Genomic DNA, 25,147 nt, shown 5'->3' with positions numbered 1-25,147 from the left:
GGAGGCCCTGTGACGCAGGAGTTCACGTACGCCGAGGTGGGGGCGACCAAGACCCTGGACCTGCCGGACGGCTACAGCCATCTGCGCGTGCGCACGCTGGTCGGCGAGGGGCCGGTCGCGATGCGGAACGCGGCGGACGCGCTCATGGAGTTCTGGATGCACCGGGCCATCCCGGTGCGGATCGAGGCCTCGGCTCGGCGGGTCGCGCCCGGGGTCAGCGTGGTCGTGGGGCTGGGCGTCGGGCCGCTGCGGCTCAGGGCGCCGTGCCGCGTGGTCTGGGTCGAGGACGGGGAAAAGCGAGTGGGCTGGGCCTACGGCACGCTGCCCGGTCACCCCGAGGAGGGGGAGGAGGCGTTCGTGGTGCACATGGACGACACGGGGGACGTCTGGCTGACCGTCACCGCGTTCAGCCGTCCGGGCGGACGGCTGGCGCGTGCGGGCGGGCCGCTGGTGCCGTTCATGCAGCGCGCGTACGCACGCAGGTGCGGTGCCGTGCTGCGCAGGCTCGCCCGCCCACGTTAACCGTCCACGCCCGAGCGAAGGCCGGGCGCGGATCGGGGCCGGGGCGGATCATCGACCCGGGCGGTACCGCTCGCCCTGTGGTCGATCATCATGTGGTCGATCATGGAATCCTTCGAGGGGTGACCGGCAGGCAGGGCGAGCGTGGCGGTCGCCACCAGCAGGCCGAGCAGCGCACTCGGGACGACCGGATTCGGGCCGTTCCAGATCATGTGGCCGCCCGAGACGCTCAGGTGGGCCAGGCCGAACGCGATCGCTCCGAGCGCGTAGGCCACCAGCGGAAGGCCTTGGCGCCGCCTCCACTCCCGTTGATCACGGAACGTGCGGAGGCCGGAGGTTCCCGCCCACACCAGCAGCAGCCCGGCGATCAGGGCGCCCGCGATGGCAAGCGGCCCGTACAGCGTGGACGGCCCGATCCCTGGAGCGCTCTCCGTCACGGCACGGCCGGGATGCTGCGGCCTGGTATCCGTCATCACCATCTGCGCGGGCGGGGCCGTCAGCAGGAGGAGTCCCTTGAACGCCACCGTCAGGTAGAGGGCCGCCGAACCCGTGACGAGAACGCTCGTCGTGGCGCGGATCGCCGAGTGGAGACTGAATTGGCGCAGGGAAACGGGTCCCCGCCATCTCGGCCCGCTGTGCTTCGCGTCGTACGGCAATGACATATGCCGTCCTTCCAGAGCCCACGATTTCCGCCTGCAAGCAAAGGTGATGCTTCGCTTAGTAGATCGGCTTTTCCAGGAGGCGCGCCGCCAAACATTAATTCGCGAGAAATGGTTTGCGAAATGGCGTACAGACCGTACAGATGCCGGTCCATGTTCATGCCGCGACGTGCGAACATGAGCAGACGCCGGACTGGTGCGTTCAAGCGGCGAGCGCGGGTCGCAAGCCGCGGCACCCGCCGGGAGATGAGCGCGGGCCTTGAGACTTCTCCGGTCGTTAAGGGCCACGTGCGACTGGAATCTGCGCTTTACCGTGCGAGCGCGCTGAGGACGGATTCAAGGTCCCGCATTAGTTTTTCTTGACGAAACGCGGTGCTCCTTGTGACCGTGGGGGAGCGGCGGCGGTAGATTCGACGGTGGAGTCATGATCGCCATCGGGAGGGGTCGCCATGCGGGTCGAGTTGCTCACCATCGGGGACGAGTTGTTGCTGGGCGACACGATCAACGGCAACGCGGCCTGGATGGGGCGGCGGCTCGCCGAAAGCGGGATCGAGGTCACCCGCAGCGTCGTCGTGGGCGACGAGCTGGACCTGATCATCGCGGCGGTCGATGAGGCGCTCGGGCGGGCGGACGCCGTCATCACCACCGGCGGCCTGGGGCCCACCTACGACGATCTGACCAGGGACGCGCTGGCCAAGGCGGCGGGCGTGGCCCTCATTCGCGATCCGACGCTGGAGAGGCGGCTGCGCGCCCGGGTCGCGGCGGCCGACCGGCCGCTGGCGCCCATGGCCCTGCGCATGGCGGAGGTGCCGGAGGGCGCCGGTCTGCTCGGCAACTCGGCCGGGAGCGCGCCGGGCCTCCGGGTCGCACTGCCCGGGGGCGTGGCGTACGCGCTGCCGGGCGTCCCGTTCGAGATGCGCACGATCATGAACGAGGTGGTGATCCCGGAGCTGGTCGAGCGGGCCGGAGCACCCCAGGTCGCGCGCCGTACGCTGCGCACCGCCGGTGTGTGGGAATCGGTGATCGCCACCAGGCTGGCCGAGGTCGAGGCGCTCGACGGCATCAAGCTGGCCTACCTGCCGTCGACGGGTGAGGTGAAGATCCGCATCACGGCGTCCGGGCCGGACGCGGTGCAGCGGTTGAGCGGCGCGGAGGAGCTGACCCGGGACCTGCTGGGCACACTGGTGTACGGAACCGAGGACGAGACACTGGCCGGCGTGGTGCACCGGCTCCTGATCGAGCGCGGGCGGACCGTCGCGGCCGCCGAGTCGCTCACGGGCGGCCTGATCGGTGCGGAGCTCACCGCCGTGCCCGGGGCGTCGAAGACCTATGCCGGCGGCATGATCACCTACTCCACCGAGATGAAGCACACGCTTCTCGGCGTCCCCGACGACCTGCTGCGCGAGCATGGCGCCGTGCACCCGGATGTGGCGGCGGCGATGGCGGCGGGCGTCCGGGACCGCCTCGAGGCGTCCTACGGCGTCGCGGTCACCGGAGTGGCGGGCCCCGAACCGCAGGACGGCCACCCGGTGGGAACGCTCTACATTTCCGTGGCCGGACCTGGAAACGAACCGACTGTGATCAGTCCTCGACTCACCGTGCCGGGCGCCAGTGCCGAGGTCCGGAATGTGATCCGCAGGCTCACCGTCGTTCACGCGCTTGAGCTGCTAAGACGTGACATTTTGGGGCTTGACGCGGAGCACGGGGCCGGTGAATCTGAAGAAGATCGGGAAGAGAAGGGCTGATTACAGCGTTACGTTCGAAGCGAACACGAAATCCACGGTCTGCCACGGCCGCCTTCAAGCCGGGTACGGTGGAACTGTCAGATGGTCCGAACTGAGGGAGGGAGCGAGACGATGGTCCTGCTTCGCCAGCTGCTCGGTGACGTACTCCGGCAGCTGCGGCTGCGCCAGGGACGCACCCTCCGCGAGGTGTCCGCGGCGGCGCGCGTTTCCCTCGGGTACCTCTCCGAGGTCGAACGGGGTCAGAAAGAGGCCTCGTCCGAGTTGCTCGCGTCGATCTGCAAGGCACTGGGGGTTCCCCTCTCGCACGTGTTGAGAGAGGTAGCGGACCAACTGGCGCTCGCCGAGCTGCAGCACGAGCCCGTCATGGCGGGTGCGCCGCCCGAGCACGAGCGCATTCCGGAGACGCCGGAAGAGATCACCGGCGAGTTCCGTGCCGACATGGTGGCTGCCTGACCGTGGCCGCCTGAGCATGGCCGCCTGAGCCGAGCTCCCACCTGAGCCCAGCTCCCACCGGGTCTCAGGTGTGGGCGGGCTCACGAGTGATCACGGCATAGGGGGGAATCCTCCGTCGTTGTAACGGACATACCGAAACGACGCGGAAGGAGCCCTCATCATGGCGATGGTCAAGAGCACCCTTGGTGATGCCGCCCAGAAGACCACAGGGGAGGCACTGCAGGGCGCCCTCGTCGATCTGCTCGATCTCTCGCTGGTGGGCAAGCAGGCCCACTGGAACATCACCGGCCGCCACTTCAAGCAGGTGCACGAGCACTTGGACGAGGTCGTGGATCTGGCCCGCCAGTACGCCGACACCGTCGCGGAACGCGCCGTGGCCATCGGCGTCAACCCGGACGGCCGCGTCCGCACCCTTGCCGACCGCACCGCGATCCCGCAGCTGGACGCCGGCTACATCACCGACGACAAGGTCGTCGCCGCGATCACCGACGTGCTCGCGCAGATCATCCAGCGGTTCCGTGAGCGCATCGAGGCCACCGAGGAGGCCGACCCGGTGACGCAGGACCTGTTCATCGGTCTCACCGCCGAGCTTGAGAAGCAGCACTGGATGTTCTCCGTCCAGCACTGACCTTGACGCGGAGGGCCCTGATCTCCGGATCGGGGCTTTTCCCGTTTTCCGCGTTAATTCGTGTTCGCGCGGAACCGCGGAACGCCCGGCCGCGTCGAGAGGTCATGGCCACCTTTGCGAAGCTCGTGGCGTTCTCGTCCCTCGCCGCCGCCACCGCCTGCGGGACCGGCCTCGCCGCCGGCGAGAAACCCTGCACCATGATCGGCTCGCTCGAGGGCGTGAGCCTTGACATCAAGGCCCCCTACGCGGCCAAGGTCACCGACGCCTCGATGAAGGTCTGCTGGAACGGGACCTGCCGGACGTCCAAGGTGCGGCTCATGGCGTCGAGCAAGAGCGTCCCCCAAGGCTGCACCGGCAGTGACCCCGATGACAGCTGCGGCGCCAGTGCCTCACCCACCGGTGACAAGCACGGCTTCGCCGACGTCCGCGGACTGCCGAAGGCTCCCGTCCAGGTCACCGTGGATCTCCGCGACGCATCCGGCAAGCGCCTGCTCAGTGAACGGCTGGACGTGACCCCGCGCGCCACGTACCCCAACGGCCCGGACTGCGGCGAAGGCAGACCGCAGGCGGGCCTCGTCGTCACCGACGGCCGCGTCACCGAACGTCGCTGAGCCGGGCGCGGGCCTCCATGAGCGCGAAGCCCAGCAGGTTGAGGCCGCGCCACTTGTGCGGGTCCGATACCCGTTCGTCAGTCGCGGCAAGGCCGATGCCCCAGATGCGGTCGCGCGGGCTGGCCTCGACCAGGACGCGGGCTCCCGTGCCGAGCAGGTAGGTCTTCAGGTCGTCATGCTGGCCGAACTTGGCGACGTTCCCTTCCGCCACGATCTCGAAGCGATGCGCGGCCCAGGTCTCCTCGTCGAAGCCCTGCACCTTCCCGCCCAATGCCTTCGCCTCTGCCGGGCTGTTCGCTTCGAGGATCCGCGAAAGCATGGCGTCGTCCCCGAAGAGCCGCGCCTTCCCGGCCATCATCCAGTGCTCGGCGGAACGGTAGTCGACGCCCTCCACGGTGAACGGATGCAAGGGCCACCACTGGCTCAGACAACCTGAGCCAACGGCGCCCTCCTTGCCAGGTTGGTGCCCCCAGAAGTACAGGTACTTCGGCCGTTCTCCCTGATCGTGCAGCCGGCGGACGTCGGCGACGCTGCGAACGTCGCGGGCGGTGAATGACATGCGCAGACTCTCGCCGAACGCGCCGCAACCGCGCAACCGCATTCCCGTGACGCCCGGGAACCGGCTCCGCGGCGGGGTATGGCGTGGTGGTCAGGCGATGACGTGGTCGGGGTGGTCGAGCCAGACTCGCTGGGTTGTCGCGTCGACGGTGAGGCCGAAGCGTTCGCGCGGGGGAGAGCCCCAGGTCACCCACCGCAGGTAGGCGTTCTCGACCTCGTCCCACAGCCGCCGCGCCCCGTACTGCCGCACGGCACGATCGGGGCGGCCGGGTTCGAAGTCAGCGCACGCCCATGACGGATCGTCGCCCCGGCTCTCGATCGCCCAGATGCGGTAACTGCCGTCCGGCGCCGCCTCCAGGTGGGACCGCACGTCCGGGACGAGCGCGGCGATCGCCACCTCGGCGCCCGGTGCCTGCGCCATCACCGAACGCGGGTCGAGGCGGGCGGAGGACACGTCGGCCTTCTTACGCTGCTCGACGGCCCGTTCAGGGCCGCCGAAGGGGCGCCGCTGCGAGCGCAGCATCATGAATCCGGCCGGCCCGGTCAGATGGCCGAGAGCCGTACCGTCACCGGTCACTGTGAGCTGGACGAGGTGGCCGATGCCCCAGCCCGGCGACCAGGGCAGCACGATGCGCCCGCCCGGCCTGCACTGCTCGACCCACGCGTGCGGAACGCGCTCGACTCCGCAGGTGACGTGGACCCGGTCGTACGGGGCGCCGTCGGCGAAGCCCACGACGCCGTCGCCGACGATCAGCTGGGGCGCCAGGCCCGCTGCCGCGAGGTTCTCGGCGGCCCGTGCGGAGAGCGTCTCGTCGATCTCGATCGACGTCACGCTGCCGGGCCCCAGCCGCCACGTCAGCAGCCCCACCGTCCAGCCCGTCCCGGTACCGATCTCCAGAACGCGGTGATGGTCGAGCGCGCCGAGCTCCTGCAGGAAGACGACCACGATCCCCGGTGCCGAGCAGGAGCTGGTCCAGGCCCCGGTGCCGCTCAGCGGGTCCCTCGCGCCGTCGTCGAGCTGGATCGCGATCGCGGTGTCGGAGTAGACGGCGTTCCACCACGTCTGGGGATCGGCTTCCCGGTCGATCGCGAACCCCTCGTACCGCGGCCGGTCCGGCACCGCCCACGCCTTGTCCGGCACGAACAGATGCCGCGGTACCGCCCGCAGGCCCTCACGCCAGAGCGGCTCGGTGAGCCGTCCGGTCGTCACGAGCAACTCGGCCAAGCCTTCGACTCGTTCTTCCGTGGTCATTCATCCACCCTGCAAGCCAGGGCGCCACGGTTCAACTCCGCCGAACGGCCCGGATCAGTAGTAGAGCCGGTACTTGGCCAGCCCGGTCCCTGGCTTGTCGAGCTTCATCGGCTGCGGCTGGCTGTGCATGACCTTCCGCAACGGCCCGAGCCTCTTGGGCTTGGCGCCACAGGTCACGAGGCGGACCACCGGCAACCGCTTGTTCCTGAAGGAGACGATTTCCACGAAGACGGTCGTCCGCCGGGTCGTCTTGAGGTTCTTCGGCGATCCTTCCTGTCGGGACGCGGGAGGGATCACTATCGCCGTCCATGGGGCCCGGCTCGCCAGGGCCCTAGGGCCCTAACTGCCGGACCGCCGGGCCCTTGAGCCCGGCGTGCTACTTCACCACTCGGAACCACAGATTCGTCGCATGCGGGACCTCGGACTGGTGCACCCGTTCGAGCTTCACGTTCGTTCCGCCAGGGTGCTCGAAGAGCCGCACGCCATCGCCGAGCAGCACCGGCACGATGATCGTGAGCACCTCGTCCAGCGCTCCCATCTCCACGCACTGCCGGGCGATGTCGGCGCCCATCACGTTCACGTACTTCTCGCCTGCGGCCGCCCTGGCCGCCGCGACACCGGCCGCCACACTGCCGACGAACGTGACATCCGGCACCGGGTCGCCCGGCGGCCGGTGGGTGACCACGAACTGCGGCCCCGCCCAGCCCCCGCCGAACGCCTCGCCCTCCTTCTCCGTCCCCCGGTGCGGGTCGTCACCGCCGAACGTGCGGTTGCCGACGAGGAGGGCACCGATGTCACCGAGGAGTTCGTCGACGAGCGGATTGGCTCCGAGGTGATCGGTCAGCCACAACATGTCACCGCCGGGACCGGCGATGAAGCCGTCCAGCGACATCGAGACCGAATACAGCAACCTGCTCACGGCGGCACCTCCGAAAATCCGATTTGCCCTGCCCTGCAAGACTAGGAGCATGATCGATCAGGGCTCTTCCGTCAGGTTGATCCGCAACATGGATCTTGCTCAAACCGTGGACTACGCCTACGCCGCGGTGGCCGAGGCGCCGGTGCGGGCGATCTGGACCGCAGGCGCCTGCCCGCTCGACGCGAACGGCGAGACCGTCGCCATCGGGGACTTCGCAGGCCAGGCCCGGCAGGTGATGATCAACCTCGCGGCGGCCCTGGAGAGCGCGGGCGCATCCCTCAACGACATCGTGAAGACCACGGTGTATGTGGCGTCGTCGCGCCAGCAGGACCTCGTCGAGGCCTGGAACGTCGTCCGCGAGCACATGGGCGACCATGACGCCCCCAGCACCCTGCTCGGAGTGGCCGCCCTCGGCTACCACGACCAGCTGGTGGAGGTCGAGGCCACGGCAGTGATCATTGAGGAGCACGAGTCCGGCTGATCAGTTCGTTGACCACGGTGTCGGCGAACTCCAGGGCCAGCGGGCTCAGGGCGTCCCATTGGCGCGCTGCCCAGCCCGCGCCGAGTGGCGGGAGTTCGGGGATCGGGATCAGGCGAACGATCCCGCCAGGCCCCAGGCCCCAGCCCGGAAGGGCGGGCAGGAGGGCGTGGCCCAGCCCCAGTTCGGCCAGGAGCAGCGCGGTGTCCCAGTCGGCCACGCTCGTGGTCGAGGTGAGCCGCACACCGTGGCGCTCGAGATGCATCTCCAGGTGAACGCGGGACGTGGAGTGCTCGGGCAGTTCGATGTGGCGGATGTCGGCGAGCTCGGCGGGGGTGATCGTCTGCCGATGGCTCAGCGGATCGGCGACGTGGACCGCGAGCACCCAGGGCAGGTCGCATGACGAACGTTGCTCCACCCCGTCCATCGGCGGGCCGATGGTCACCCACGCCAGGTCGACCTCGTGCGACCGGACCGCCTCAAGGCAGCGGCGGCTGGAGTTGGCGGTCACGAACTCCAGGTTGACCTCGGGATGGCCGGCCCGGAACGAGGTCACCCCCGCGGCCATGAAGTGCCGGACCGTGGTGGCGCCGGTGGCGATCCGGATCGTGCCCGCGACGCCCCGGCGAAGGTCGTCCAGCTGCCGCAACGCGTCGTCCAGCCCGGCGATGCCTTCCGCAGCCGCACGCCGCAGGATCCGGCCCGCCCGCGTCGGCGCGACACCGCGCGGGCGGCGTTCGAGAAGGGTCAGCCCGGTCTCCCGTTCGAGCCGCTTGACGTGCTGGCTGACCGCCGACTGGCTGCACGACATGCTCCTCGCCACGGCGCTGAGATTGCGGGCCTCGCACACCGCGATGAACACACGCAGGTCGTCCAACGTCATACTCCCCAAGCTAAGCCTTAGGGATCACCAAGTAAATCCGAGAATTGACTTGGGTATCCGAGCGACACAGGATCGAGCGCAAAGGGCATCGGATCCGGTGACCCGACTGGCGGCGACCCGTCCGGGGATGACGACCCGGGACGTACAGACCACCCCGGACGGGCGCCGACCGTCGTGCCGAGAGGACCAGTCGTGATCAACAACCGGGACGAGCTGGCAGAACTGGGCCGGCACCTCGGCGCCACGCACCCGGGGGGCTGGACGACCGCATGGGCATCGAACTCCTGGAAGCCGGCCCGCAGCGGGCTCCGCCTGGCCTGACGGGCTCAGGCATCGCGCCGGGTCAGTGCGGAGGCGGCGGTGACCAGCGCCAACACCGCGTACCCCAGCATCACGGCGAGCGCGAGGGCCGGTGGCAGCACGGGATCGTCGGCCGTGCCCGCGAGTTGCGGCGCGAGCCCGGCGGGCAGCAGGGACGCGATGTCCTCGCCCCAGGACGGGAACACCATGAGCGCGACCGTCGGCAGGACGAACAGCACCGCGCCCACCGCGACGAAGGCCCCCGCCGTCGAACGCAGCACCGCGCCGAACCCGAGCCCGATGAGACCGATGACCGTGATCGACAGGCCATTGCCGAACGCGGCGGCCAGTCCTTCGGGCACCGAGTCCCATGCCGCGATCGGCGCCGGGCGGTCGCCGGTGATGAGCCCGCCGAGGACGAACGCGGCGACCGCGACCGTCTGGCCGGTGACGAAGGCGACGGAGGCGACCACGGCCGCCTTGGCCGCGAGCAGCCTGCGCCGCCCCGGAACGGCCGCCAGGCTGGTGCGGATCATGCCCGTGGCGTACTCCGAGGTGATCACGAGTGCCCCGAGCGCCGCCAGGCAGAACTGGGTGAACGGTACGGCCAGCACGGCGGGATCGGCGCCGGGGAACGTGGCGCGTTCGGTGGCCGTCGAACCGTCCCAGTCGGCCGTCATCAACACCGCCACCAGGCTGCCGGCGGCCAACGCCACGAGCGGCGAACCGAGGATGTAGCGCGTCGAACGGACCGTGCACAGCTTCCGCCACTCGGCCGAGATCGCGGTGTTCATCGGTTGGCTCCTTCGGCTCGGTAGTCGACGGTCTCTCCGGTCAGTTGCAGGAACGCCTCTTCGAGCGAGGCGCTGCGCGGCGTGAGTTCGTGGACGGGGACGCCGTGGGCGAAGGCCAGGTCGCCGATCTCTGCCACGTCCAGACCTGCGACGACCAGCTCGTCGGCCATCTGCGCGACCGCCGCCCCGGCGGTGGTGAGGGCCGCGGCGAGGGCGGTCGGACGGGGCGAGCGTACGAGGACGTCACGCTTGAACTGCGCAGACAGGTCCGCCATCGACGTCTCGGCGATGAGCCGCCCCCGTCCGACGACCAGGACATGGTCCGCGGTCAGGGCCATTTCGCTCATGAGGTGGCTGGAGACCAGGACCGTCCGGCCCTCGGCCGCGAGTGCCCGCATGAGCTCGCGGATCCACCGGATTCCTTCGGGGTCGAGCCCGTTGACCGGTTCGTCGAAGAGCAGCACGGCCGGGTCGCCGAGGATCGCCGCCGCGACCCCGAGCCGTTGCCGCATGCCCAGCGAGTACCCGCCCACGCGGCGTCGTGCGGCAGAGCCGAGCCCGACCCGGTCGAGCACCTCAAGGACCCTCGCACGGCCGATGCCGTTGCTGCGGGCCAGCCAGTCCAGGTGGTCGAACGCGGTGCGCCCGCCGTGCACCGCACTCGCGTCCAGCAGCGCACCCACCTCGTGGAGGGGGCGCTCGATGGCCTGGTAGCGGCGCCCGTTCACCAGTGCCTCGCCGGACGTCGGCAGGTCCAGGCCCATGATGGCGCGCATCGTCGTCGACTTGCCCGCTCCGTTCGGCCCGAGGAAGCCCGTCACCCGCCCGGGCCGCACGGTGAACGACAACCCGTCGACGGCCGTCACACGCCCGTATCGTTTGGTCAGCTCACGTACTTCGATCATGCCGACCACGATCGCCGCCGCCGTACGCCCGGCACATCACCCCACGATGGACATTCGCGGTGTCCTCTCCGGGATGACGGCTCAACGGGCGGAGGCGAGGCCCGACTCGTACGCGATGATCACCAGCTGGGCGCGGTCGCGGGCGCCGAGCTTGGCGAGCAGGCGGCCCACGTAGGTCTTGACCGTCGCCAGGCTGAGGTGCAGGTGCCCGGCGATCTCGGTGTTGGACAGGCCGCGGGCGATCAGCGTCAGGACCTCGCGTTCGCGCTCGGTCACCCCATCGAGCGTGCGGGGGAGCGGCCGGGCGGGTTCCGGGCGCGCGGCGAACTCCTCGATGAGCCGCCGGGTGACGGTGGGCGCCAGCAGCGCCTCACCGGACGCGACGACCCGGATGGCGTCCAGCAGGTCGCCGGGTGGGGTGTCCTTGAGCAGGAAACCGCTGGCCCCTGCCCGCAGCGCCGAGAAGACGTACGCGTCCAGGTCGAACATCGTCAGCATGAGGACCCGCACGCCCGCGGTCTCGGGCGCCGCGCGGATCCGCCGGGTGGCCTCGATGCCGTCCATCCCCGGCATCCGGACGTCCATCAGCACCACATCGGGCACCAGCGTGCGGGACAGTTCGACGGTCTCGGCCCCGTCCGCCGCCTCGCCGACGACCGACAGGCCGGGCGAGGTCTCGATGAGCGCGCGGAAGCTACCGCGCAGGAGTGCCTGGTCGTCCGCGACCAGCACGCGGATCGCCGCGCCGCTCATTCGCTCTCCCGGTCCTGATGGGGGAGGGTGGCCGTCACGGTGAAGCCGCCATCGGGGCGCGGGCCGGCGGTGAAGACCCCGCCGTACATGGCGACCCGCTCGCGCATGCCGACGAGCCCGTGGCCGCCGCCGTTCGGGTGGACGGCCGGGACGACCGCGCCGTCATTGGTCACCTCGATCCTCGCCTCCGTCGCGGTCCTGGTGATCGTTACCTGGCAGCGCGCGGGGGCCGCGTGCTTGACCACGTTGGTCACGGCCTCCTGCACGATCCGGTACGCCGTGAGCTGGACGGCCTCGGGAAGATCGTAGGCGTCGCCGATCGTGAGCTCGACCCGGACCCCCGCGGCCGCCACGCGTTCGGCCAGCTCGGGCAGGGCGGCGGCGCCCGGGGACGGCGCCAGGGCGCTCTCGTCCGGCTCCCGCAGGACGCCCAGCAGACGGCGCATCTCGGTGAGGGCGCCCTTGCTGGTCGCCTCGATGACGCGCAGGGCCTCGCGCGCCTCCTCCGGACGGTCGTCGGCGATGTGGTTGGCGATCGAGGCCTTCACCGCGATCAATCCCATTCCGTGGGTGACGACGTCGTGCAGTTCGCGTGCGATCCGGAGCCGCTCGTCCACGAGGATCTGGTGGGCGCGGTCGCGTTCGGCCTGGAGCGCCGCGAGCCTGCGGTCGCGCACCGTACGGCCGGCGAACCAGGTGCCGCCGAGCAGCAGCCAGGCCGCCGCGGTGCCCCAGGCGGCGGCGACCCAGCCATGGAGCGGGTCGACGGCGACCGCCACCGGTGCGCCCGCCAGGCAGATCGCCAGGGCGCGCAGCGACCGCCGCGGCGCCTCCGTGACGGCGACGGTGTAGAGCGCGAGGGCCACCGCGACGTAGGCGCCCCACAACGCGCCGGTGACGTACGCGATGATCCAGACGGCCAGCGCGGCGACCAGTGCCTGGAACGGCCACCGCCGGCGCACCGCGACCGTGGCCGCGAGCACGGTGGCGGTGAGGCAAGCCGCGACGAAGGCGAACGCGAAGCCCGGCCGGTCCTTGAGGAGGTTGCCCGCGATCTGGATCTGCACGAACGCCAACAGGATCGCGACCAGGACGTCCAGGCCGACCAGGAGGCGACTGCGGGCCATCTTCACCTGCGCACGGTATCCGGGAACGCGGCGCCGCACATCCGACCACTGTGGATCATCCTCAGGGATGATCGCGGCCTGGCCTCGTCCGGTCTGGTCAGTCTTCGGCCGTGCCGAGATGGCGGACGACGCTCACCTTGAAGTAGGTCGGCCCGCCTCCCAGCTTGGCGCGGTGGGAGACGATCCAGACGTCCTCGCCCACCTGGTAGACGTCGCGCCGCATCCGCAGACCGGCCAGCTGCGGCCGGTGGACGAACGCCAGGTCCTCCGCGGCCTCGCGAGCCCGGCCGAGATCGTTCCCGGCGGGCATCACCAGCGAGACATGCCACTCGCCGTTGGAGCCCTTCCGCTCCTCGACCAGCAACGCCCACGCCTCCTCGCTCATCACTCCTCCGGAGTCTGCGGGGCCGGCTGGCAGCGGGGGCACCAGTACGTCACCCGGTTGCCCAGGTCGGACGCCTGGTCCGCCCGCTGGATCCGGGTGCGGCACCGGCGGCAGGGGCGGCCGGCGCGTCCGTAGACCCAGTGTTCGTGGCCGCGACGCCGGTCGCCCGTGGTGATGTGGCCGTACCGCTCCTTGTTGGCCACCAGGAGCCGGTGGGCCAGTTCGGCCATCGCGGACAGGTCGGGGACGTCGCGGATCGGGGTCCATGGGTGAACGCCGCGCAGGAAGAGGATCTCGGCCTTGTAGACGTTGCCGATGCCGGCCAGCCTCGTCTGGTCGAGGAGCGCCTCGCCGATGGCCCGGTCGGGCTGCTCGCACAGGCGGCGCACGGCCTCGGAGGGGTTCCAGTCGGGGCCGAGCAGATCGGGGCCGAGATGCCCCACGGCTCGCTCCTCGTCGGAGGTGCGGAGCAGTTCGAGGATGCCGAGGGAGTAGCCGAGCGCCTGCCATTCGGCGTTGGCGAGGATCACCCGGATGCGATGGTCGGAAGGCGGGGCGCCGGGCCGGCGGATCCGCCAGGAGCCCTCCATGAGCAGGTGGCTGTGCACGGTGAGGCCGCCGCCGACCCGGATCAGCAGGTGCTTGCCGCGGGCGAGGACCTCCAGGACGGGCCGTCCGCGCAGATCGGTGGTGGCCAGCTTGGGGATGCGGAAGTCACTGCGCGTCAGCGGCCGCCCGGTCAGCGCCTCGTCCAGGCGCCGGGCGGTCAGCCAGACGACATCGCCTTCCGGCACGTCAGCTGTCCCGTCCTGTCAGATGAAGGAAGGGCTTTCCCAGGCCGAGGGGTCCTCGGTGAGCTTCTTCACGGGTGCGGGGAGTTCGCCCGTCGCGATGTGGGCGAGCGAGACCTGTTCGAGGATGGCGCGTTCGCTGGCGCGCAACGCGATCCACACCTCCTGGAGGGAGCGCGCGGGTCCCTCGTACCCGACGTGCTCGGGGCGTTCGCCACGGACGCCCAGCAGCGGGCCGTCGATGGCGCGGATGATGTCGGCCATGGAGATCTGTTCGGCCGGCCTGGCCAGCCAGTAGCCCCCTTCGGGGCCACGCTGGCTCCGGACGAGCCCGGACCGGCGGAGCTGGCCGAGGATGTTCTCCAGGAACTTGGGCGGGATCTGCTGTGCCTCGGCGAGCTGGACGGCGGTCACCGGATGACTTCCGGCCACCGCCAGTTCCGCAGCGGCACGCAGGGCGTAGTCGACCCGGGCGGACAATCGCATAAATGTATTATCCCTTGCCGATCGGACTGGTTGGGCTTACCGGGGCCTGGTCCACGCTCTGTCCCGGTTCTCGGTATGCACACCGAACCGTTTTCGGGCGAATTTCGCAAGCACCCGGGACCTTGGGACGGATGCGTCTCCCCTAGAGGTCTGACGGCAAATCATCCCTGTGGTGGATGGCGATACGGCTGTTTCTTCAGGACCATGGAGTCATAGGGGGCCACGTGGTTGCGGTGAGCACACCGCGGAACGGGGAAATGACGATGACACCGACGGCACGATGGGCAGCCGCACGGCGGCGCAAGCGCCAGATCATCAACCAGACCGTCCGGGATCGCGCCCTGCAGGACCCAAGGCGCCGGGCCGGCCACCGGCCTGCCAAGGCCGAAGACCGGCCAGTGGCCGCCTGACCGAACAGCAATAACCCGCCAACCCGTACGACTGACGCCTCCGCGCTCCCCCGCGGAGGCGTTTTGCGTAAATCAGGATTCGGCGGGTGAGGAGAAGACCTCGTCGCGGGCCTTTTCCAGGGCGGCGTGGAGGGCGCCTCGGAGCACGGCGTTCCCTTCCACGCCGGTCACGGCGATCGTCGGGGTGGTCGGGCTGATGCGGCTGACGGAGCGGGCTATGCGGGTGGCCAGGGGCTCGCCGCCGGCGCGGCCCAGCTGGCCCGCCAGGACGACCAGGCCGGGGTCGAGGACGATGTTGACCGACGTGACGCCGTAGGAGATGCGGTGGGCGAGCTCGTCCAGGAAGGATCCGCCGCGTTCCTCGTCGAGGGCGGCCGCCCGGACGCACTCGACGGCGGTGGGCTCGGTGTAGCCGTGCGCGTGGGCCAGGCCGCGGACGGCGTCGGCGCCGACCAGCGAGCCGTAACCGCCGGCCAAGGCCGGGATGCCCCAAGTGGTCGACTCGGTGAAGCCCTCGTCGGCCGGGTCGCGGCGGACGTCGCCGGACGGGAGGGGCGCGCCGGGCACGGGCAGGTAGCCGATCTCGCCCGCGCCGCCTGACCGGCCGCGATGGAGTCGGCCGCCGAGCATGACCGACAGGCCCATGCCGCGGTCGAGCCACATCAGGGCGAAGTCCTCGTCATCTTTGGCCACGCCGTACGCGCGTTCGGCGATGGCGGCGAGGTTCACGTCGTTCTCTATGATCACCGGGCGGCGGAGATCGGTCTTCAGGCCGGCGAGAACGCCCTCGTGCCACGACGGCAGGTCGAACGAGAACTGCACGTCACCGGTGCGCGGATCGACGACGCCGGGAGTGCCGATGACGAAGGCGTTCAGGCGGGAGAGCGCCACCTTGGCGGATCGGCAGGCCTTCGCGACGGCGTTGTGAACGGTCTTGACGGGATCGTCCGCGCCGTTCGGGTCGACGGTGACCTGGGCCACGATGCTGCCCGTGATGTCCGCGACGCCCGCGGTGACCCCGTCGGGGCCCACCTCCAGGCCCGCCACGTACGCGCTCGACGGCACGACCGCGTAGAGCGCCGCGTTCGGCCCTCTGCCGCCCGCCTGCTCCCCGACGACCTCGACCAGGCCGCGCTCCTCGAGCCGGGAGAGCAGCTGGGAGGCCGTGACCTTGGAAAGCCCGGTGTGCTCGCCGATCTGCGCGCGGGTCAGCGGTCCCTGCCCGACCAGCAGGTCGAGCGCGGCGCGGTCGTTCAGTTCGCGCAGCAGCCGCGGCGTCCCCGGTCGTCTGGGCATGCTGGACCCCTCAAAGTCTCAATCCGCTAACAAGCGGTTTTGTTTAGGAAAGTTTCTTGTTAGTTTACGCGCAAGCGCCTCGGCAGCCCAACCCGGGTGATGAGACGCACATCGAGCGCCGACTGGCGAGCAGGGCGTCCCGCGGCCGGTGCGAGCAAGTGTCGGGCATGGCTGGACCCTAAAGGGTCCGGGCCCGATCCATGGCCCCGACGGTCGGGGATGCACTCACGGCGATGCCATGCTGGAAAGGAAGTCCCAGTGAAGTACACCAAGGTTGCGGCCGTAGCGGCCGCGATCGCCCTGGCCGCCACGGCCTGCGGCGGCGGCGATGACAAGGCCGACGGCGGGGCGGGCAAGGACCCGGCGCAGCTCAAGGTCTGGATGATGGGCGATGGCACGCCCGAGCAGACCAAGTTCCTCGACGGCGTCGAGACCGACTTCAAGGCCAAGCACCCGGGCACGGACGTCGTGATCAAGTACGTGCCGTGGCCGCAGGTCGCCACCACGTTCCAGAAGGCCGCCGCCGGCGGGGAGGGCCCCGACGTCACCGAGCTCGGCAACACCGACGTCCAGTCGCACATCGAGCAGGGCAGCCTGGCCGACGTCACCGACCTGTACGACGCGTGGGCCGACGGCAAGACCCTCAACAAGACCGCCCTGGAGAACGACCGGTCGGGCGGCAAGACCTACGCGGTGCCGTGGTACGGCGGCGTCCGCGGCGTGTGGTTCCGCAAGGACTGGTTCGACGAACTGGGCATCCAGCAGCCCAAGACATGGGCCGACCTGAGCGCCGCCGCCAAGAAGATCCAGGACGCCAAGAAGGTCCCGGGCATCGGTGTGCCGAGCGACCAGACCAACGCGCTGCTCAGCTTCATCTGGGGCAACGGCGGTGACGTGGCCGTCAAGGAGGGCGACAAGTTCGTCGGCAAGCTCGACCAGCCTCAGGTCAAGGAGGCCGTCGACTTCTACGCCGGTCTGGTGACCAAGGACAAGGTCGCCTCCGCCAAGTACGTCGGCAAGAACGAGCTCGAAGGCCCGCAGCGCGACTTCGCCCTCGGCAAGCTCGGCATGTACTTCGACGGCAGCTGGGCGTTCAAGGAGATGAAGAAGATCTCCGACAAGGACGCCGACAAGTGGGCCGTCTTCCCGATCCCGAGCAAGGCCGGCGGCAACGCGCCCGTCATGGCCGGCGGCTCGGACCTGGCCGTCTGGAAGGACAGCAAGGCCAAGGACGCGGCGTTCGACTACATCACCGTGCTCAACAACGCCAAGAACGCGCAGGCCTGGGCGGACTACAGCGGCTTCTCGTCGATGCGCTCGGACGTGAAGTTCACCGACCCGAAGCTGGCGATCTTCACCGAGATCGCGGGCACCACCAAGTTCCCGCCGATCAGCGCAGGCTGGGGCGAGTTCGAGCAGGCCAAGAAGATCCTGCCGAACGCGATCAAGGCCATCATGCAGGGTAAGTCGTCCGACAGTGAGCTGAAGAAGGCCAACGAGCAGGCCAACACCCTGCTCAACCCGTAACACACCTGCTCACCCGTAACACACCTGCTCAACCCGTAGGACGCCTGAACTCTCGGGGGTCTTCGAGACCTCACACCCGGAGACCCCCGAGATCCCAGCCGCGCGCATCCTTCGTCCTCGCTGTCGCGGGACCCCGCCCAACCCCGGCTGATCGGAACTGAGTCCATGCTCGACACCGCCCCCGTGGTTCGGAAGAACCCGGGTCGGAAGACCTCCGGCACGGCAGGCCGCCCGCGCCGCCGTCCACGCCTCGGGCCGTACCTGCTGATCGCCCCGACGCTGGTCGTCATCGCCCTCCTGATGTTCTGGCCGATGATCCAGATCGGGATCATGTCGTTCCAGAAGGTCGGCAACCGCCAGCTCCGCGGCGAGCCCGCCGAGCAGGTGGGCACCGAGAACTACGACAAGATCTTCAGCGATCCGTTCTTCTGGCAGACCCTGAAGCACACCGTGCTGTTCGCGGTGGTCGCGGTCTCGCTGACGCTGGTCGTCGGCACCCTGATCGGGTTGCTGCTGCACCAGCTCGGCAAGCGCATGTCGAGCTTCGTGGCGGGCGGCGTGATGGTCGCGTGGGCGACCCCGCCGGTGACCGCGGCGATCATCTTCTCCTGGTTGTTCGGCACGACCGGCGGACTGGTCAACTGGACTCTCGACCTGCTGCCGGACTGGCTCGTCGGGGGCGGCTGGAACGACTACAACTGGTTCGGCACGCCGCTGTCGACGTACACCGTGCTGACGATCTGCGTGGTGTGGCAGGCCTGCCCGTTCATCGCGGTGTCGGTGCTCGCGGGCCTCAAGAGCGTGCCGGGGGAACTGTACGAGGCGGCGCGGGTGGACGGCTCGGGGCCGTGGCGCTCGTTCTGGAGCATCACGTTCCCGATCCTCAAGCCCATCTTCATGGTCCTGCTGGTCATGTCGATCATCTGGGACTTCAAGGTCTTCACCCAGCTGTTCGTGATGGCCGGGATGGCCAACCGTGACTCCTTCAACCTCTCGCTGTACGCCTACTCCGAGGCGTTCGGGTCGCTCAATCCCAAGCTCGGCATGGGCTCGGCGATCGCGATGGTGCTCACGGTGATCCTGCTCATCGTCACGGCCCTGTACGTGCGGGTCATGGTCCGACAGGGAGAGACGAAATGAGCCGTCCAAGCCGCCTGGGCATTGCGAGTCGCCCGGGGCGCGCGCGCCGTACCCGCGTCCTCCGCAAGGGCGCCCTCAACACCGCGGGGATCGTAGTGTTCCTGCTGGCGGTGTTCCCCGTCTTCTGGATGGCGTCCACCGCGTTCAAGCCCAACACCGAGATCTTCAGCAGCACGCCCAAGCCGCTGCCGTCGCGCCCGACGCTCGACCACTTCGACCTGGTGCTGAACGGCGGCATCGCGGAGACGTCGTTCTGGGTGTACTTCCGCAACAGCGCGGTGCTCGCCCTCGTCACGGTGGTGATCTCGGGCCTGCTGGCGCTGCTGGCGGCCACCGCCGTGGCGCGCTTCCGGTTCCGGTTCCGCACCACGTTCCTGATCATGCTGTTGGTCGTGCAGATGGTCCCGTGTGAGGCACTGGTCATCTCGCTCTTCCTGAACCTCAAGCAGTTCGGTCTGCTCAACAGCCTGCCCGGGCTCGTGATCGTCTACGTCGGCTTCGCCGTGCCGTTCGCGATCTGGATGTTGCGCGGCTTCGTCGCCGCCGTGCCCAGGGAACTGGAGGAGGCCGCCGCCATCGACGGCGCGAGCCCGATCCGCACGTTCTTCACGGTCCTGCTGCCGCTGGTGGCGCCGGGCCTGGTGGCCACCAGCATCTTCTCCTTCATCACCGCCTGGAACGAGTTCATCTTCGCGTTCACGTTCCTGGACGACCAAGACAAGTACACCTTGCCGATCATGCTGCAGTTCTTCTTCGGCCGCAGCGGCAACGCCTGGGGGCCCATCATGGCAGCGTCCACGCTGCTCACCATTCCCGTGATCATCTTCTTCCTTCTCGTCCAGCGCCGCATGGTGTCGGGCCTGACCGCCGGGGCGGTGAAGGGATGAGCGACGGCTCGATCGAACGGCTGGCCCGCGGGACCCTCCTCCCGTCGTTCCCGGGAGCGAGCGCGCCGCGCTGGCTGCAGGACGAGCTGGAACGGGGCCTCGGCGGCGTCACCCTCTTCGCCCTGATCGGCAACGTGCCCAGCCCCGAGGCGCTCGCCGCGCTCACCGCCGAGATGCGCAAGGCCGCCGACCCGATCATCACGATCGACGAGGAGGGGGGCGACGTCACCCGGCTCGGCGGGCATCTGACCGGCTCCCCGTACCCGGGGAACGCGGCGCTCGGCGCGGTGGACGACCCCGAGCTCACCCGGCGGGTCTACCGCTCGCTGGGCGCCGAGCTCGCCGAGGTCGGCGTGAACCTCAACTTCGCGCCCTCCGTGGACGTCAACACCGCCGCCGACAACCCGGTGATCGGCACCCGCTCGTTCGGCTCCGACCCCGAACTGGTGGCCCGGCACGCCGTCGCCTCGGTGATCGGCACCCAGGAGGCGGGGGTCGCGGCCTGCGCCAAGCATTTCCCGGGTCATGGCGCGACCGTCGAGGACTCCCACCTCGGTGTGCCGATCGTGGACGCCGACCTGGCCCTTCTCGACCGCCGCGATCTCCTGCCGTTCCGCGGCGCGATCCAGGCCGGCACCCAGGCGGTCATGACCGGCCACCTCGATCTGCCGTCGATCACCAAGGGCGTGCCGTCCACGCTCTCGCGAGCGGCGATCACCGGGCTGCTTCGTGAGCACCTCGGCTACCAGGGCGTCATCGTCACCGACGCGCTCGACATGCAGGGCGCCAGCGGCGCCATCGGCATCCCCGAGGCCTCCGTGCGGGCTCTGCTGGCCGGCGCCGACCTGCTCTGCCTGGGCCCGAACGAGCATCAGGAAAGCCTGCGAGCCGTACTCGCCGCCATCGAGAAGGCCGTGCGCGCCGGACGCCTGCCCCTGGAGCGCCTCCACGACGCCGCCGAACGTACTCGCCGCATGAAGGAGTGGCTGGCCGACCCGACCCCCGCGATCGTGGACCGCGCCGCAGGCATCGAGGCCGCGCGCCGGGCCCTCCGTGTCACTGGCGCTGCCACTGCCACTGGCAATGCCACTGCCAGTGGCGCTGTCAGCGGCTCGATCAGCGGCTCGGTCAGCGGTGCTGAAACTGGCTCGGTCACCGGCGAGTTCTCCGGCCTCTCGAACGGGCCGCTCGTGGTCGAGGTGGCGTCCACCGGCAACATCGCGGTCGGCCCGACGCCGTGGGGTCTGAGCCCCTGGGCGCCCGACACCGTCCGCGCCGAGGGCACCCCGAGCGAAGCCGCCTCCCTGCTGGAACGTGCCACCGGCCGCGGTCTCGTGGTCGTCCTGCGTGACGCGCACCGCCACGCGGGCCAGCGGGCCCTCACCACCGCCCTCCTCCAGTCCCGCCCCGACGCGATCGTGGTCGAGATGGGCCTGCCCGTCTGGATCCCCGAAGGAGCCGTCCACGTCGCCACCTACGGTGCCGCCGCCGCCAATGCCCAAGCCGCCGCCGAACTCCTAGGCCTCACCCACGCTCCCTGACCTGGCAAGTCGCTTCGTGCGGCGGCCGGCGGACGGGCTCGTTGGCGCCGGATCGTCGTGGCGGCGGGTGGTATTAAATGTGCCAATCGCCTTGACGGTGGTTACAAATGGGGCAGAAGGTACAGCTGACACGTTGTGGGGCGGATGGCGCAAGGAGTTCGACGTGGCGGCTGGAGTGGGTCTCGGAGCACGGCCGCCCGCGTGCGGTCCCGAGGGTCGTCTGGCCGAGCCGGTGAGCTGACGTGGGAACGCGTCGTGAGCGGCTGCGGTCCCGGTCGTTCCTCGAACGCAGGTTCATCCTGGCGTTCGGCGTCGCGGCGGTCTTCGCGGGATTCGTGCTGAAGGGCCTCACCAGCCTGGTCGGGGCGGCTGAGGGCCAGCCACCGCCACAGGCGAGCGTGCTCCTTCCCAGTGATCGGACCGGCGCCCCGTCTCCCACGCCGTCTCCCGCGTCGACGCCGCCACCGCCCTCGACGCCGCCACCGCCCTCGGCGCCGGCGGTCCCGGGTCCGCCGCGCCAGACCAGCCCGGCCCCCACGAAGTCGCCCGTCCCACAGGCTCGGGTGAACGTGGAGTTCCCGGAGCGGGACCAGGCCCTTCATGAGGATCGCGATTTCGTGGTCGGCGGTACCGTCCATGATCTCGGCGACGATGATCTGCGCATCTTCATCTTCGCGGAGAAGCGCAACAGGTTCTATCTGGCCGACTATCGGGCGGAGCGGATCGAGGACGGGCAGTGGGAGATCCAGTCCACCGGCATCGGCACCGAATGGGGCGGACGGGGCGATCCCTACCTCCTGCAGGTCGTCCAGGCCGATGAACGGTGCAAGAAGACCCTGACCGGCCTGGAACTGGGGAACGACCACTATCCGACGTTCGACGCCCTCCCGGAGGGCTGCCGGGTCGTCGCTCAGGTGCGCGTGGTCGAAGGCGCCTGACCCGGACCGCCGGAGACGCGCGGACGACGCCCAACCTGCGATCATCGTGGGGAACGGGAAGGTACGGCCGCCCGTTCGACTCATCGTGGCTCAAGAGATCGGAGAAGCGTGTCATGGCGCTGCGTGACCGGTTCCGGCGCCTGGTGCAGAAGCCCGGGACCATCGATCTGGCGCCTTATCGCGCCCTGGTCGCCGAGGCCGCCACGCGAGAGGCCCGACTCCGCGATCTCTCCGACGCGGAACTGACCGCTGCCGCCCTGGCCCTCCGCGCCGCCCACGTCCGGGACCAGGACAAGCCAGGTCGCACCGCAGAGGCGGGAGACGAGTTCGATCTCGCGGAGTTGTGTGCGGTCGGCCGGGAGGCGGCACGGCGGGCGTTGGGGGAACGGCCGTTCGACGTGCAGCTCCTCGGCACGCTCGGCCTGCTGTCCGGTCACATCGTCGAGATGGCCACGGGCGAGGGCAAGACCCTTGCCGGTGCGTTGGCCGCCGCCGGGCATGCGCTGCGCGGTCGGCGCGTGCACGTGATGTCGGTGAACGACTATCTGGCGCGCCGGGACGCCGAATGGATGGGCCCGCTCTATGAACTCCTGGGCGTCTCCGTCGGCTCGGTCGGGCAGTCCTCGACGCCCGAGGAGCGCCGGGAGGCCTATGCCGCCGACGTCACGTACGCGCCGGTGAGCGAGGTCGGCTTCGATCTGCTGCGGGACCGGCTGGCCACGACCACGGACGAGCTGGTCCTGCCCGAGCCCGAGGTCGTGCTGATCGACGAGGCCGATTCGGTGCTGGTCGACGAGGCGATGGTGCCGCTCGTCCTCGCGGGCGCGTCCGAGCATGACCCGGCTGATCCCGTGTACGCCGATCTGGTGAGGCGGTTGCGGCCGGGCCAGGATTACACGACCGACGAGGAGGGCCGCAACGTTCAGCTGACCTCGGCCGGGGCCCGTACGGTGGAACGGGAGCTGGGCGGGCTCGACCTCTACTCGCCCGGCAATACCGACACGCTCGTCGCGGTCAACGTCGCGCTGCACGCCCAGGTCCTGCTCCAACGCGACGTCGACTACATCGTCCGCGACGGCGCCGTGAAGCTGATCAACTCCTCGCGCGGCCGGGTGGCCCTGCTCCAGCGCTGGCCGGACGGGCTGCAGGCCGCCGTGGAGGCCAAGGAGGCACTGGAGACGTCCGCGAGCGGCGAGATCCTCGACTCGATCACCGTTCAGGAGCTCATCGGCCGCTATCCGACCCGCTGCGGGATGACGGGAACGGCGCTCGCGGTCGCGGGGCAGCTGCGCGAGTTCTACGGCCTGGAGATCGCGGTGATCCCGCCGAACCGCCCCTGCGTCCGGGTCGACGAACCCGACCGGCTGTACGCCACGGTCACCGACAAGGAGGTGGCGATCACCGAGGAGATCGCGGACGCGCACGCGACCGGCCGACCCGTTCTCGTCGGGACGCTGGACGTCGCGGAGTCCGAACGCCTCGCGCGCCGTCTCGAACGCGCGGGGCTGTCCTGCGTCGTCCTCAACGCCAAGAACGACGCCGAAGAGGCCGCCATCATCGCCGAGGCGGGCGCGGCGGGCGCGATCACGGTCTCGACCCAGATGGCCGGCCGCGGCACCGACATCCGCCTGGGCGGAACGTCCGAGACCGACGCCGAGCGCGTCGTCGAGCTGGGCGGGCTCCTGGTGATCGGCACGGGCCGGTACCACAGCAGCCGCCTGGACGATCAGCTGCGCGGCCGCGCGGGCCGCCAGGGCGACCCCGGCGGCTCGGTGTTCTTCAGCAGCCTTGAGGACGACCTGGTCACGCAGTACGCGCCCGACGAGGAGTCCAACGCCACCCCCGCGTCCGACGGCCGGCTCGAGGACAAGAACGCCCATTGGATCGTCGGCCACGCACAGCGCGTCGCGGAAGGCGTCGAGGTGGAGATCCACCGCAACACCTGGCGCTACAACCAGCTGATCGGCCTTCAGCGCCGCGAGGTCCTGGCCGAACGCGGTCAGCTGCTGCGCGGTGACCACGCCGACCGCCTCGTGGCCGAACGCCGCGCCGCCCACCACGCCGAGCTCGTCGAGATCGCGGGCGAGGAGGCGGTCGCCGAAGCCGCCCGCCAGGTCGCCCTCTTCCATCTCGACCGCTGCTGGACCGAGCACCTCGCCTACCTGGCCGACCTGCGCGAAGGCATTCATCTGCGCTCGCTCGGCCGTGGCCTTGACCCGCTGGTCGAGTTCAACCGGGAGGCCGTCCCTGCGGGCAAGAAGCTCCTGGGCCGCGCCGTCGAACGAGCCGTCGACACGTTCGAGACCCTCACCGCCACGCCGGACGGCATCGACCTGACCGCCGCGGGCCTGCAACGACCCTCCGCGACCTGGACCTATCTGGTCCACGACAACCCGTTCGGCTCCCTGGACGAACGCGCCCTCCGCGGCCTGATCGCCATGTTCCGCCGCAAGTCCCGCCGCCCCTGACCGCGCGGTGTTCCCGGGCGGTGGTGTTGCCGGGCGGTGGTGTTGCCGGGCGGTGGTGATGCCGCGCGGTGGTGTTGCCGGAGAGCTGAGCCGGGAAAGCTAGGCGGCAGGGTGGGAAAGCAGGGCGCTTGCCGCTTCGCGGGCGAGGGCGGCGGCGTTCTGCCGGCCTGCGACGCTGAACGTGACGACGGCGCCCTCATGGAGGATCAGGAGCTGGTCGGCCAAGGATTCGTTCAGGCCGGCCTCACGTGCGAGATCGGCGTAGAGGGTGCGAAGCCATTCCTTCTGGTCGGTTGCGGCGCGATGGCCCGGGTGCGTGTGGTCGGGTAGTTCGGCGAGGGCGTTCACCATCGCGCAGCCCCGGGCGCTCTCGGTGCGCAGCCAGTCGCCGAGCGCGTCGAACGTGGCGAGGATGCGCTCGCGCGCGCCGCCGGCGTTCTCGATGCTGCTGGTCAGAAAGGCGCGCCAGCGTTCGTCACGGGCGCGCAGGTACGCGAGGACGAGTGCCTCCTTGGACCCGAAGCGGTCGTACACCGTCTTCTTGGTGACGCCCGCCTCGGCGGCGATCAGCTCCATGCCGACGGCGCCGATGCCCCGCTCGTAGAAGAGTTCGCTGGCCACGTCGAGCACCCGCTGACCAGCGGGTGTCAACGGCCGGCTGACGGTCGACATGAGGCCACCTCCCTGGACAACG

At 70.0% G+C, this 25,147-nt stretch carries 28 protein-coding genes; 13 read left to right on the top strand and 15 right to left on the bottom strand.

Going from position 1 to position 25,147, the window contains the following annotated elements; translation table 11 throughout:
• Nucleotides 1-9 precede the first annotated feature (9 nt).
• Nucleotides 10-522 carry a DUF1990 family protein gene (locus tag F8566_RS27465; protein WP_151564671.1) on the top strand — a complete coding sequence of 171 codons (513 nt, stop codon included), beginning with the start codon at nucleotides 10-12 and terminating at the stop codon, nucleotides 520-522.
• Here F8566_RS27465 and F8566_RS27460 read toward each other — a convergent pair.
• Nucleotides 519-1,181, bottom strand: a complete 663-nt coding sequence (locus F8566_RS27460; protein WP_151564669.1) for a hypothetical protein — start codon at nucleotides 1,179-1,181, stop codon at nucleotides 519-521. The genes F8566_RS27465 and F8566_RS27460 overlap by 4 nt on opposite strands.
• A 446-nt stretch (nucleotides 1,182-1,627) precedes the next feature.
• Here F8566_RS27460 and F8566_RS27455 point away from each other — a divergent pair, with 446 nt between their 5' ends.
• The 4 genes from F8566_RS27455 to F8566_RS27440 all read left to right on the top strand — a co-directional run bounded on the left by F8566_RS27455 (nucleotide 1,628) and on the right by F8566_RS27440 (nucleotide 4,615).
• Nucleotides 1,628-2,923: a CinA family nicotinamide mononucleotide deamidase-related protein gene (locus F8566_RS27455; protein ID WP_151564667.1), complete on the top strand. Its 1,296-nt coding sequence runs from the start codon at nucleotides 1,628-1,630 to the stop codon at nucleotides 2,921-2,923.
• A gap of 111 nt (nucleotides 2,924-3,034) precedes the next feature.
• On the top strand, nucleotides 3,035-3,376 hold the full coding sequence (locus tag F8566_RS27450; protein WP_151564666.1) for a helix-turn-helix domain-containing protein: 342 nt from the start codon (nucleotides 3,035-3,037) through the stop codon (nucleotides 3,374-3,376).
• Between the two features lie 160 nt (nucleotides 3,377-3,536).
• Nucleotides 3,537-4,004, top strand: a complete 468-nt coding sequence (locus tag F8566_RS27445) for a Dps family protein (protein ID WP_151564664.1) — start codon at nucleotides 3,537-3,539, stop codon at nucleotides 4,002-4,004.
• A gap of 104 nt (nucleotides 4,005-4,108) precedes the next feature.
• A complete protein-coding gene (locus F8566_RS27440; RefSeq protein WP_151564662.1) occupies nucleotides 4,109-4,615 on the top strand; it encodes a hypothetical protein in 507 nt (168 codons plus the stop codon).
• Here the strand turns inward: F8566_RS27440 and F8566_RS27435 are convergent.
• The 4 genes from F8566_RS27435 to F8566_RS27420 form a co-directional block, all read right to left on the bottom strand.
• A complete protein-coding gene (locus F8566_RS27435) occupies nucleotides 4,599-5,174 on the bottom strand; it encodes an NADAR family protein (protein ID WP_151564661.1) in 576 nt (191 codons plus the stop codon). The two genes, F8566_RS27440 and F8566_RS27435, sit on opposite strands and share 17 nt — an antisense overlap.
• Nucleotides 5,175-5,264: 90 nt before the next feature.
• Complete coding sequence (locus F8566_RS27430; RefSeq protein WP_151564659.1) at nucleotides 5,265-6,425, bottom strand: methyltransferase domain-containing protein; 1,161 nt, start codon at nucleotides 6,423-6,425, stop codon at nucleotides 5,265-5,267.
• Between the two features lie 54 nt (nucleotides 6,426-6,479).
• Nucleotides 6,480-6,722 carry a hypothetical protein gene (locus F8566_RS27425; RefSeq protein WP_151564658.1) on the bottom strand — a complete coding sequence of 81 codons (243 nt, stop codon included), beginning with the start codon at nucleotides 6,720-6,722 and terminating at the stop codon, nucleotides 6,480-6,482.
• 79 nt (nucleotides 6,723-6,801) lie between these two features.
• Entirely contained in the window at nucleotides 6,802-7,344 is a 543-nt protein-coding gene (locus F8566_RS27420; protein ID WP_151564656.1) for a dihydrofolate reductase family protein, read from the bottom strand.
• An 88-nt stretch (nucleotides 7,345-7,432) separates the two neighbouring features.
• Here F8566_RS27420 and F8566_RS27415 point away from each other — a divergent pair, with 88 nt between their 5' ends.
• On the top strand, nucleotides 7,433-7,825 hold the full coding sequence (locus F8566_RS27415) for a RidA family protein (protein ID WP_225993575.1): 393 nt from the start codon (nucleotides 7,433-7,435) through the stop codon (nucleotides 7,823-7,825).
• Here F8566_RS27415 and F8566_RS27410 read toward each other — a convergent pair.
• On the bottom strand, nucleotides 7,800-8,705 hold the full coding sequence (locus F8566_RS27410) for a LysR family transcriptional regulator (RefSeq protein ID WP_151564652.1): 906 nt from the start codon (nucleotides 8,703-8,705) through the stop codon (nucleotides 7,800-7,802). The genes F8566_RS27415 and F8566_RS27410 overlap by 26 nt on opposite strands.
• A gap of 192 nt (nucleotides 8,706-8,897) precedes the next feature.
• Here F8566_RS27410 and F8566_RS52380 point away from each other — a divergent pair, with 192 nt between their 5' ends.
• Nucleotides 8,898-9,026 carry a hypothetical protein gene (locus tag F8566_RS52380; protein WP_264159436.1) on the top strand — a complete coding sequence of 43 codons (129 nt, stop codon included), beginning with the start codon at nucleotides 8,898-8,900 and terminating at the stop codon, nucleotides 9,024-9,026.
• A 5-nt stretch (nucleotides 9,027-9,031) separates the two neighbouring features.
• Here F8566_RS52380 and F8566_RS27405 read toward each other — a convergent pair whose 3' ends face one another.
• The 8 genes from F8566_RS27405 to F8566_RS27370 form a co-directional block, all read right to left on the bottom strand.
• Nucleotides 9,032-9,799: an ABC transporter permease gene (locus F8566_RS27405; RefSeq protein ID WP_151564651.1), complete on the bottom strand. Its 768-nt coding sequence runs from the start codon at nucleotides 9,797-9,799 to the stop codon at nucleotides 9,032-9,034.
• The gene (locus F8566_RS27400; protein WP_151564649.1) at nucleotides 9,796-10,704 is read right to left on the bottom strand and encodes an ABC transporter ATP-binding protein; all 909 of its coding nucleotides are present in this window, start codon (nucleotides 10,702-10,704) and stop codon (nucleotides 9,796-9,798) included. Before F8566_RS27400 ends, F8566_RS27405 begins: the two co-directional genes overlap by 4 nt.
• Before the next feature lie 81 nt (nucleotides 10,705-10,785).
• Nucleotides 10,786-11,457 (bottom strand): response regulator, encoded by a 672-nt coding sequence (locus F8566_RS27395; protein WP_151564647.1) that lies wholly within the window; start codon nucleotides 11,455-11,457, stop codon nucleotides 10,786-10,788.
• A complete protein-coding gene (locus F8566_RS27390) occupies nucleotides 11,454-12,584 on the bottom strand; it encodes a sensor histidine kinase (RefSeq protein ID WP_192809881.1) in 1,131 nt (376 codons plus the stop codon). The genes F8566_RS27395 and F8566_RS27390 overlap by 4 nt, the downstream gene beginning before the upstream one ends.
• Nucleotides 12,585-12,681: 97 nt before the next feature.
• Nucleotides 12,682-12,969: a hypothetical protein gene (locus F8566_RS27385; protein ID WP_151564644.1), complete on the bottom strand. Its 288-nt coding sequence runs from the start codon at nucleotides 12,967-12,969 to the stop codon at nucleotides 12,682-12,684.
• Entirely contained in the window at nucleotides 12,969-13,763 is a 795-nt protein-coding gene (locus F8566_RS27380) for a DNA-formamidopyrimidine glycosylase family protein (RefSeq protein WP_151564642.1), read from the bottom strand. Before F8566_RS27380 ends, F8566_RS27385 begins: the two co-directional genes overlap by 1 nt.
• Before the next feature lie 18 nt (nucleotides 13,764-13,781).
• Nucleotides 13,782-14,246, bottom strand: coding sequence for an RrF2 family transcriptional regulator (locus F8566_RS27375; RefSeq protein ID WP_151564640.1), 465 nt, complete (start codon nucleotides 14,244-14,246; stop codon nucleotides 13,782-13,784).
• 482 nt (nucleotides 14,247-14,728) lie between these two features.
• Entirely contained in the window at nucleotides 14,729-15,952 is a 1,224-nt protein-coding gene (locus F8566_RS27370) for an ROK family transcriptional regulator (RefSeq protein ID WP_151564638.1), read from the bottom strand.
• 258 nt (nucleotides 15,953-16,210) lie between these two features.
• Here F8566_RS27370 and F8566_RS27365 point away from each other — a divergent pair, with 258 nt between their 5' ends.
• The 6 genes from F8566_RS27365 (at nucleotide 16,211) to secA2 (ending at nucleotide 24,453) form a co-directional block, all read left to right on the top strand.
• The gene (locus tag F8566_RS27365; RefSeq protein WP_151564636.1) at nucleotides 16,211-17,479 is read left to right on the top strand and encodes an extracellular solute-binding protein; all 1,269 of its coding nucleotides are present in this window, start codon (nucleotides 16,211-16,213) and stop codon (nucleotides 17,477-17,479) included.
• A 165-nt stretch (nucleotides 17,480-17,644) separates the two neighbouring features.
• The gene (locus F8566_RS27360; RefSeq protein WP_151564634.1) at nucleotides 17,645-18,619 is read left to right on the top strand and encodes a carbohydrate ABC transporter permease; all 975 of its coding nucleotides are present in this window, start codon (nucleotides 17,645-17,647) and stop codon (nucleotides 18,617-18,619) included.
• Nucleotides 18,616-19,506 (top strand): carbohydrate ABC transporter permease, encoded by an 891-nt coding sequence (locus tag F8566_RS27355; protein ID WP_151564633.1) that lies wholly within the window; start codon nucleotides 18,616-18,618, stop codon nucleotides 19,504-19,506. The genes F8566_RS27360 and F8566_RS27355 overlap by 4 nt, the downstream gene beginning before the upstream one ends.
• Nucleotides 19,503-21,047, top strand: coding sequence for a glycoside hydrolase family 3 protein (locus F8566_RS27350; RefSeq protein WP_151564631.1), 1,545 nt, complete (start codon nucleotides 19,503-19,505; stop codon nucleotides 21,045-21,047). The genes F8566_RS27355 and F8566_RS27350 overlap by 4 nt, the downstream gene beginning before the upstream one ends.
• 242 nt (nucleotides 21,048-21,289) lie before the next feature.
• Nucleotides 21,290-21,985, top strand: coding sequence for a hypothetical protein (locus F8566_RS50145; RefSeq protein ID WP_192809880.1), 696 nt, complete (start codon nucleotides 21,290-21,292; stop codon nucleotides 21,983-21,985).
• A gap of 113 nt (nucleotides 21,986-22,098) precedes the next feature.
• A complete protein-coding gene (gene secA2, locus F8566_RS27340) occupies nucleotides 22,099-24,453 on the top strand; it encodes an accessory Sec system translocase SecA2 (protein WP_151564628.1) in 2,355 nt (784 codons plus the stop codon).
• 99 nt (nucleotides 24,454-24,552) lie between these two features.
• Here secA2 and F8566_RS27335 read toward each other — a convergent pair whose 3' ends face one another.
• Nucleotides 24,553-25,125, bottom strand: coding sequence for a TetR/AcrR family transcriptional regulator (locus F8566_RS27335; protein ID WP_151564626.1), 573 nt, complete (start codon nucleotides 25,123-25,125; stop codon nucleotides 24,553-24,555).
• Nucleotides 25,126-25,147 lie beyond the last annotated feature (22 nt).

The sequence above is a fragment of the Actinomadura rudentiformis genome (assembly GCF_008923185.1).
Classification (GTDB): Bacteria; Actinomycetota; Actinomycetes; order Streptosporangiales; family Streptosporangiaceae; genus Spirillospora; species Spirillospora rudentiformis.
Note: the sequence above shows the minus strand (reverse complement) of the source record. Positions and strands in the feature narration are given on the sequence as shown.

What these genes read in the sequence shown, in the direction of transcription:
- F8566_RS27460 (WP_151564669.1), bottom strand. Translation starts at nt 1,181, where the DNA reads ATGTCATTGCCGTACGACGCGAAGCACAGCGGGCCGAGATGGCGGGGA.
- F8566_RS27455 (WP_151564667.1), top strand. Translation starts at nt 1,628, where the DNA reads ATGCGGGTCGAGTTGCTCACCATCGGGGACGAGTTGTTGCTGGGCGAC.
- F8566_RS27450 (WP_151564666.1), top strand. Translation starts at nt 3,035, where the DNA reads ATGGTCCTGCTTCGCCAGCTGCTCGGTGACGTACTCCGGCAGCTGCGG.
- F8566_RS27445 (WP_151564664.1), top strand. Translation starts at nt 3,537, where the DNA reads ATGGCGATGGTCAAGAGCACCCTTGGTGATGCCGCCCAGAAGACCACA.
- F8566_RS27440 (WP_151564662.1), top strand. Translation starts at nt 4,109, where the DNA reads ATGGCCACCTTTGCGAAGCTCGTGGCGTTCTCGTCCCTCGCCGCCGCC.
- F8566_RS27435 (WP_151564661.1), bottom strand. Translation starts at nt 5,174, where the DNA reads ATGTCATTCACCGCCCGCGACGTTCGCAGCGTCGCCGACGTCCGCCGG.
- F8566_RS27430 (WP_151564659.1), bottom strand. Translation starts at nt 6,425, where the DNA reads ATGACCACGGAAGAACGAGTCGAAGGCTTGGCCGAGTTGCTCGTGACG.
- F8566_RS27415 (WP_225993575.1), top strand. Translation starts at nt 7,433, where the DNA reads ATGGATCTTGCTCAAACCGTGGACTACGCCTACGCCGCGGTGGCCGAG.
- F8566_RS27410 (WP_151564652.1), bottom strand. Translation starts at nt 8,705, where the DNA reads ATGACGTTGGACGACCTGCGTGTGTTCATCGCGGTGTGCGAGGCCCGC.
- F8566_RS27405 (WP_151564651.1), bottom strand. Translation starts at nt 9,799, where the DNA reads ATGAACACCGCGATCTCGGCCGAGTGGCGGAAGCTGTGCACGGTCCGT.
- F8566_RS27400 (WP_151564649.1), bottom strand. Translation starts at nt 10,704, where the DNA reads ATGATCGAAGTACGTGAGCTGACCAAACGATACGGGCGTGTGACGGCC.
- F8566_RS27395 (WP_151564647.1), bottom strand. Translation starts at nt 11,457, where the DNA reads ATGAGCGGCGCGGCGATCCGCGTGCTGGTCGCGGACGACCAGGCACTC.
- F8566_RS27390 (WP_192809881.1), bottom strand. Translation starts at nt 12,584, where the DNA reads ATGGCCCGCAGTCGCCTCCTGGTCGGCCTGGACGTCCTGGTCGCGATC.
- F8566_RS27385 (WP_151564644.1), bottom strand. Translation starts at nt 12,969, where the DNA reads ATGAGCGAGGAGGCGTGGGCGTTGCTGGTCGAGGAGCGGAAGGGCTCC.
- F8566_RS27375 (WP_151564640.1), bottom strand. Translation starts at nt 14,246, where the DNA reads ATGCGATTGTCCGCCCGGGTCGACTACGCCCTGCGTGCCGCTGCGGAA.
- F8566_RS27370 (WP_151564638.1), bottom strand. Translation starts at nt 15,952, where the DNA reads ATGCCCAGACGACCGGGGACGCCGCGGCTGCTGCGCGAACTGAACGAC.
- F8566_RS27360 (WP_151564634.1), top strand. Translation starts at nt 17,645, where the DNA reads ATGCTCGACACCGCCCCCGTGGTTCGGAAGAACCCGGGTCGGAAGACC.
- F8566_RS27355 (WP_151564633.1), top strand. Translation starts at nt 18,616, where the DNA reads ATGAGCCGTCCAAGCCGCCTGGGCATTGCGAGTCGCCCGGGGCGCGCG.
- F8566_RS27350 (WP_151564631.1), top strand. Translation starts at nt 19,503, where the DNA reads ATGAGCGACGGCTCGATCGAACGGCTGGCCCGCGGGACCCTCCTCCCG.
- secA2 (WP_151564628.1), top strand. Translation starts at nt 22,099, where the DNA reads ATGGCGCTGCGTGACCGGTTCCGGCGCCTGGTGCAGAAGCCCGGGACC.
- F8566_RS27335 (WP_151564626.1), bottom strand. Translation starts at nt 25,125, where the DNA reads ATGTCGACCGTCAGCCGGCCGTTGACACCCGCTGGTCAGCGGGTGCTC.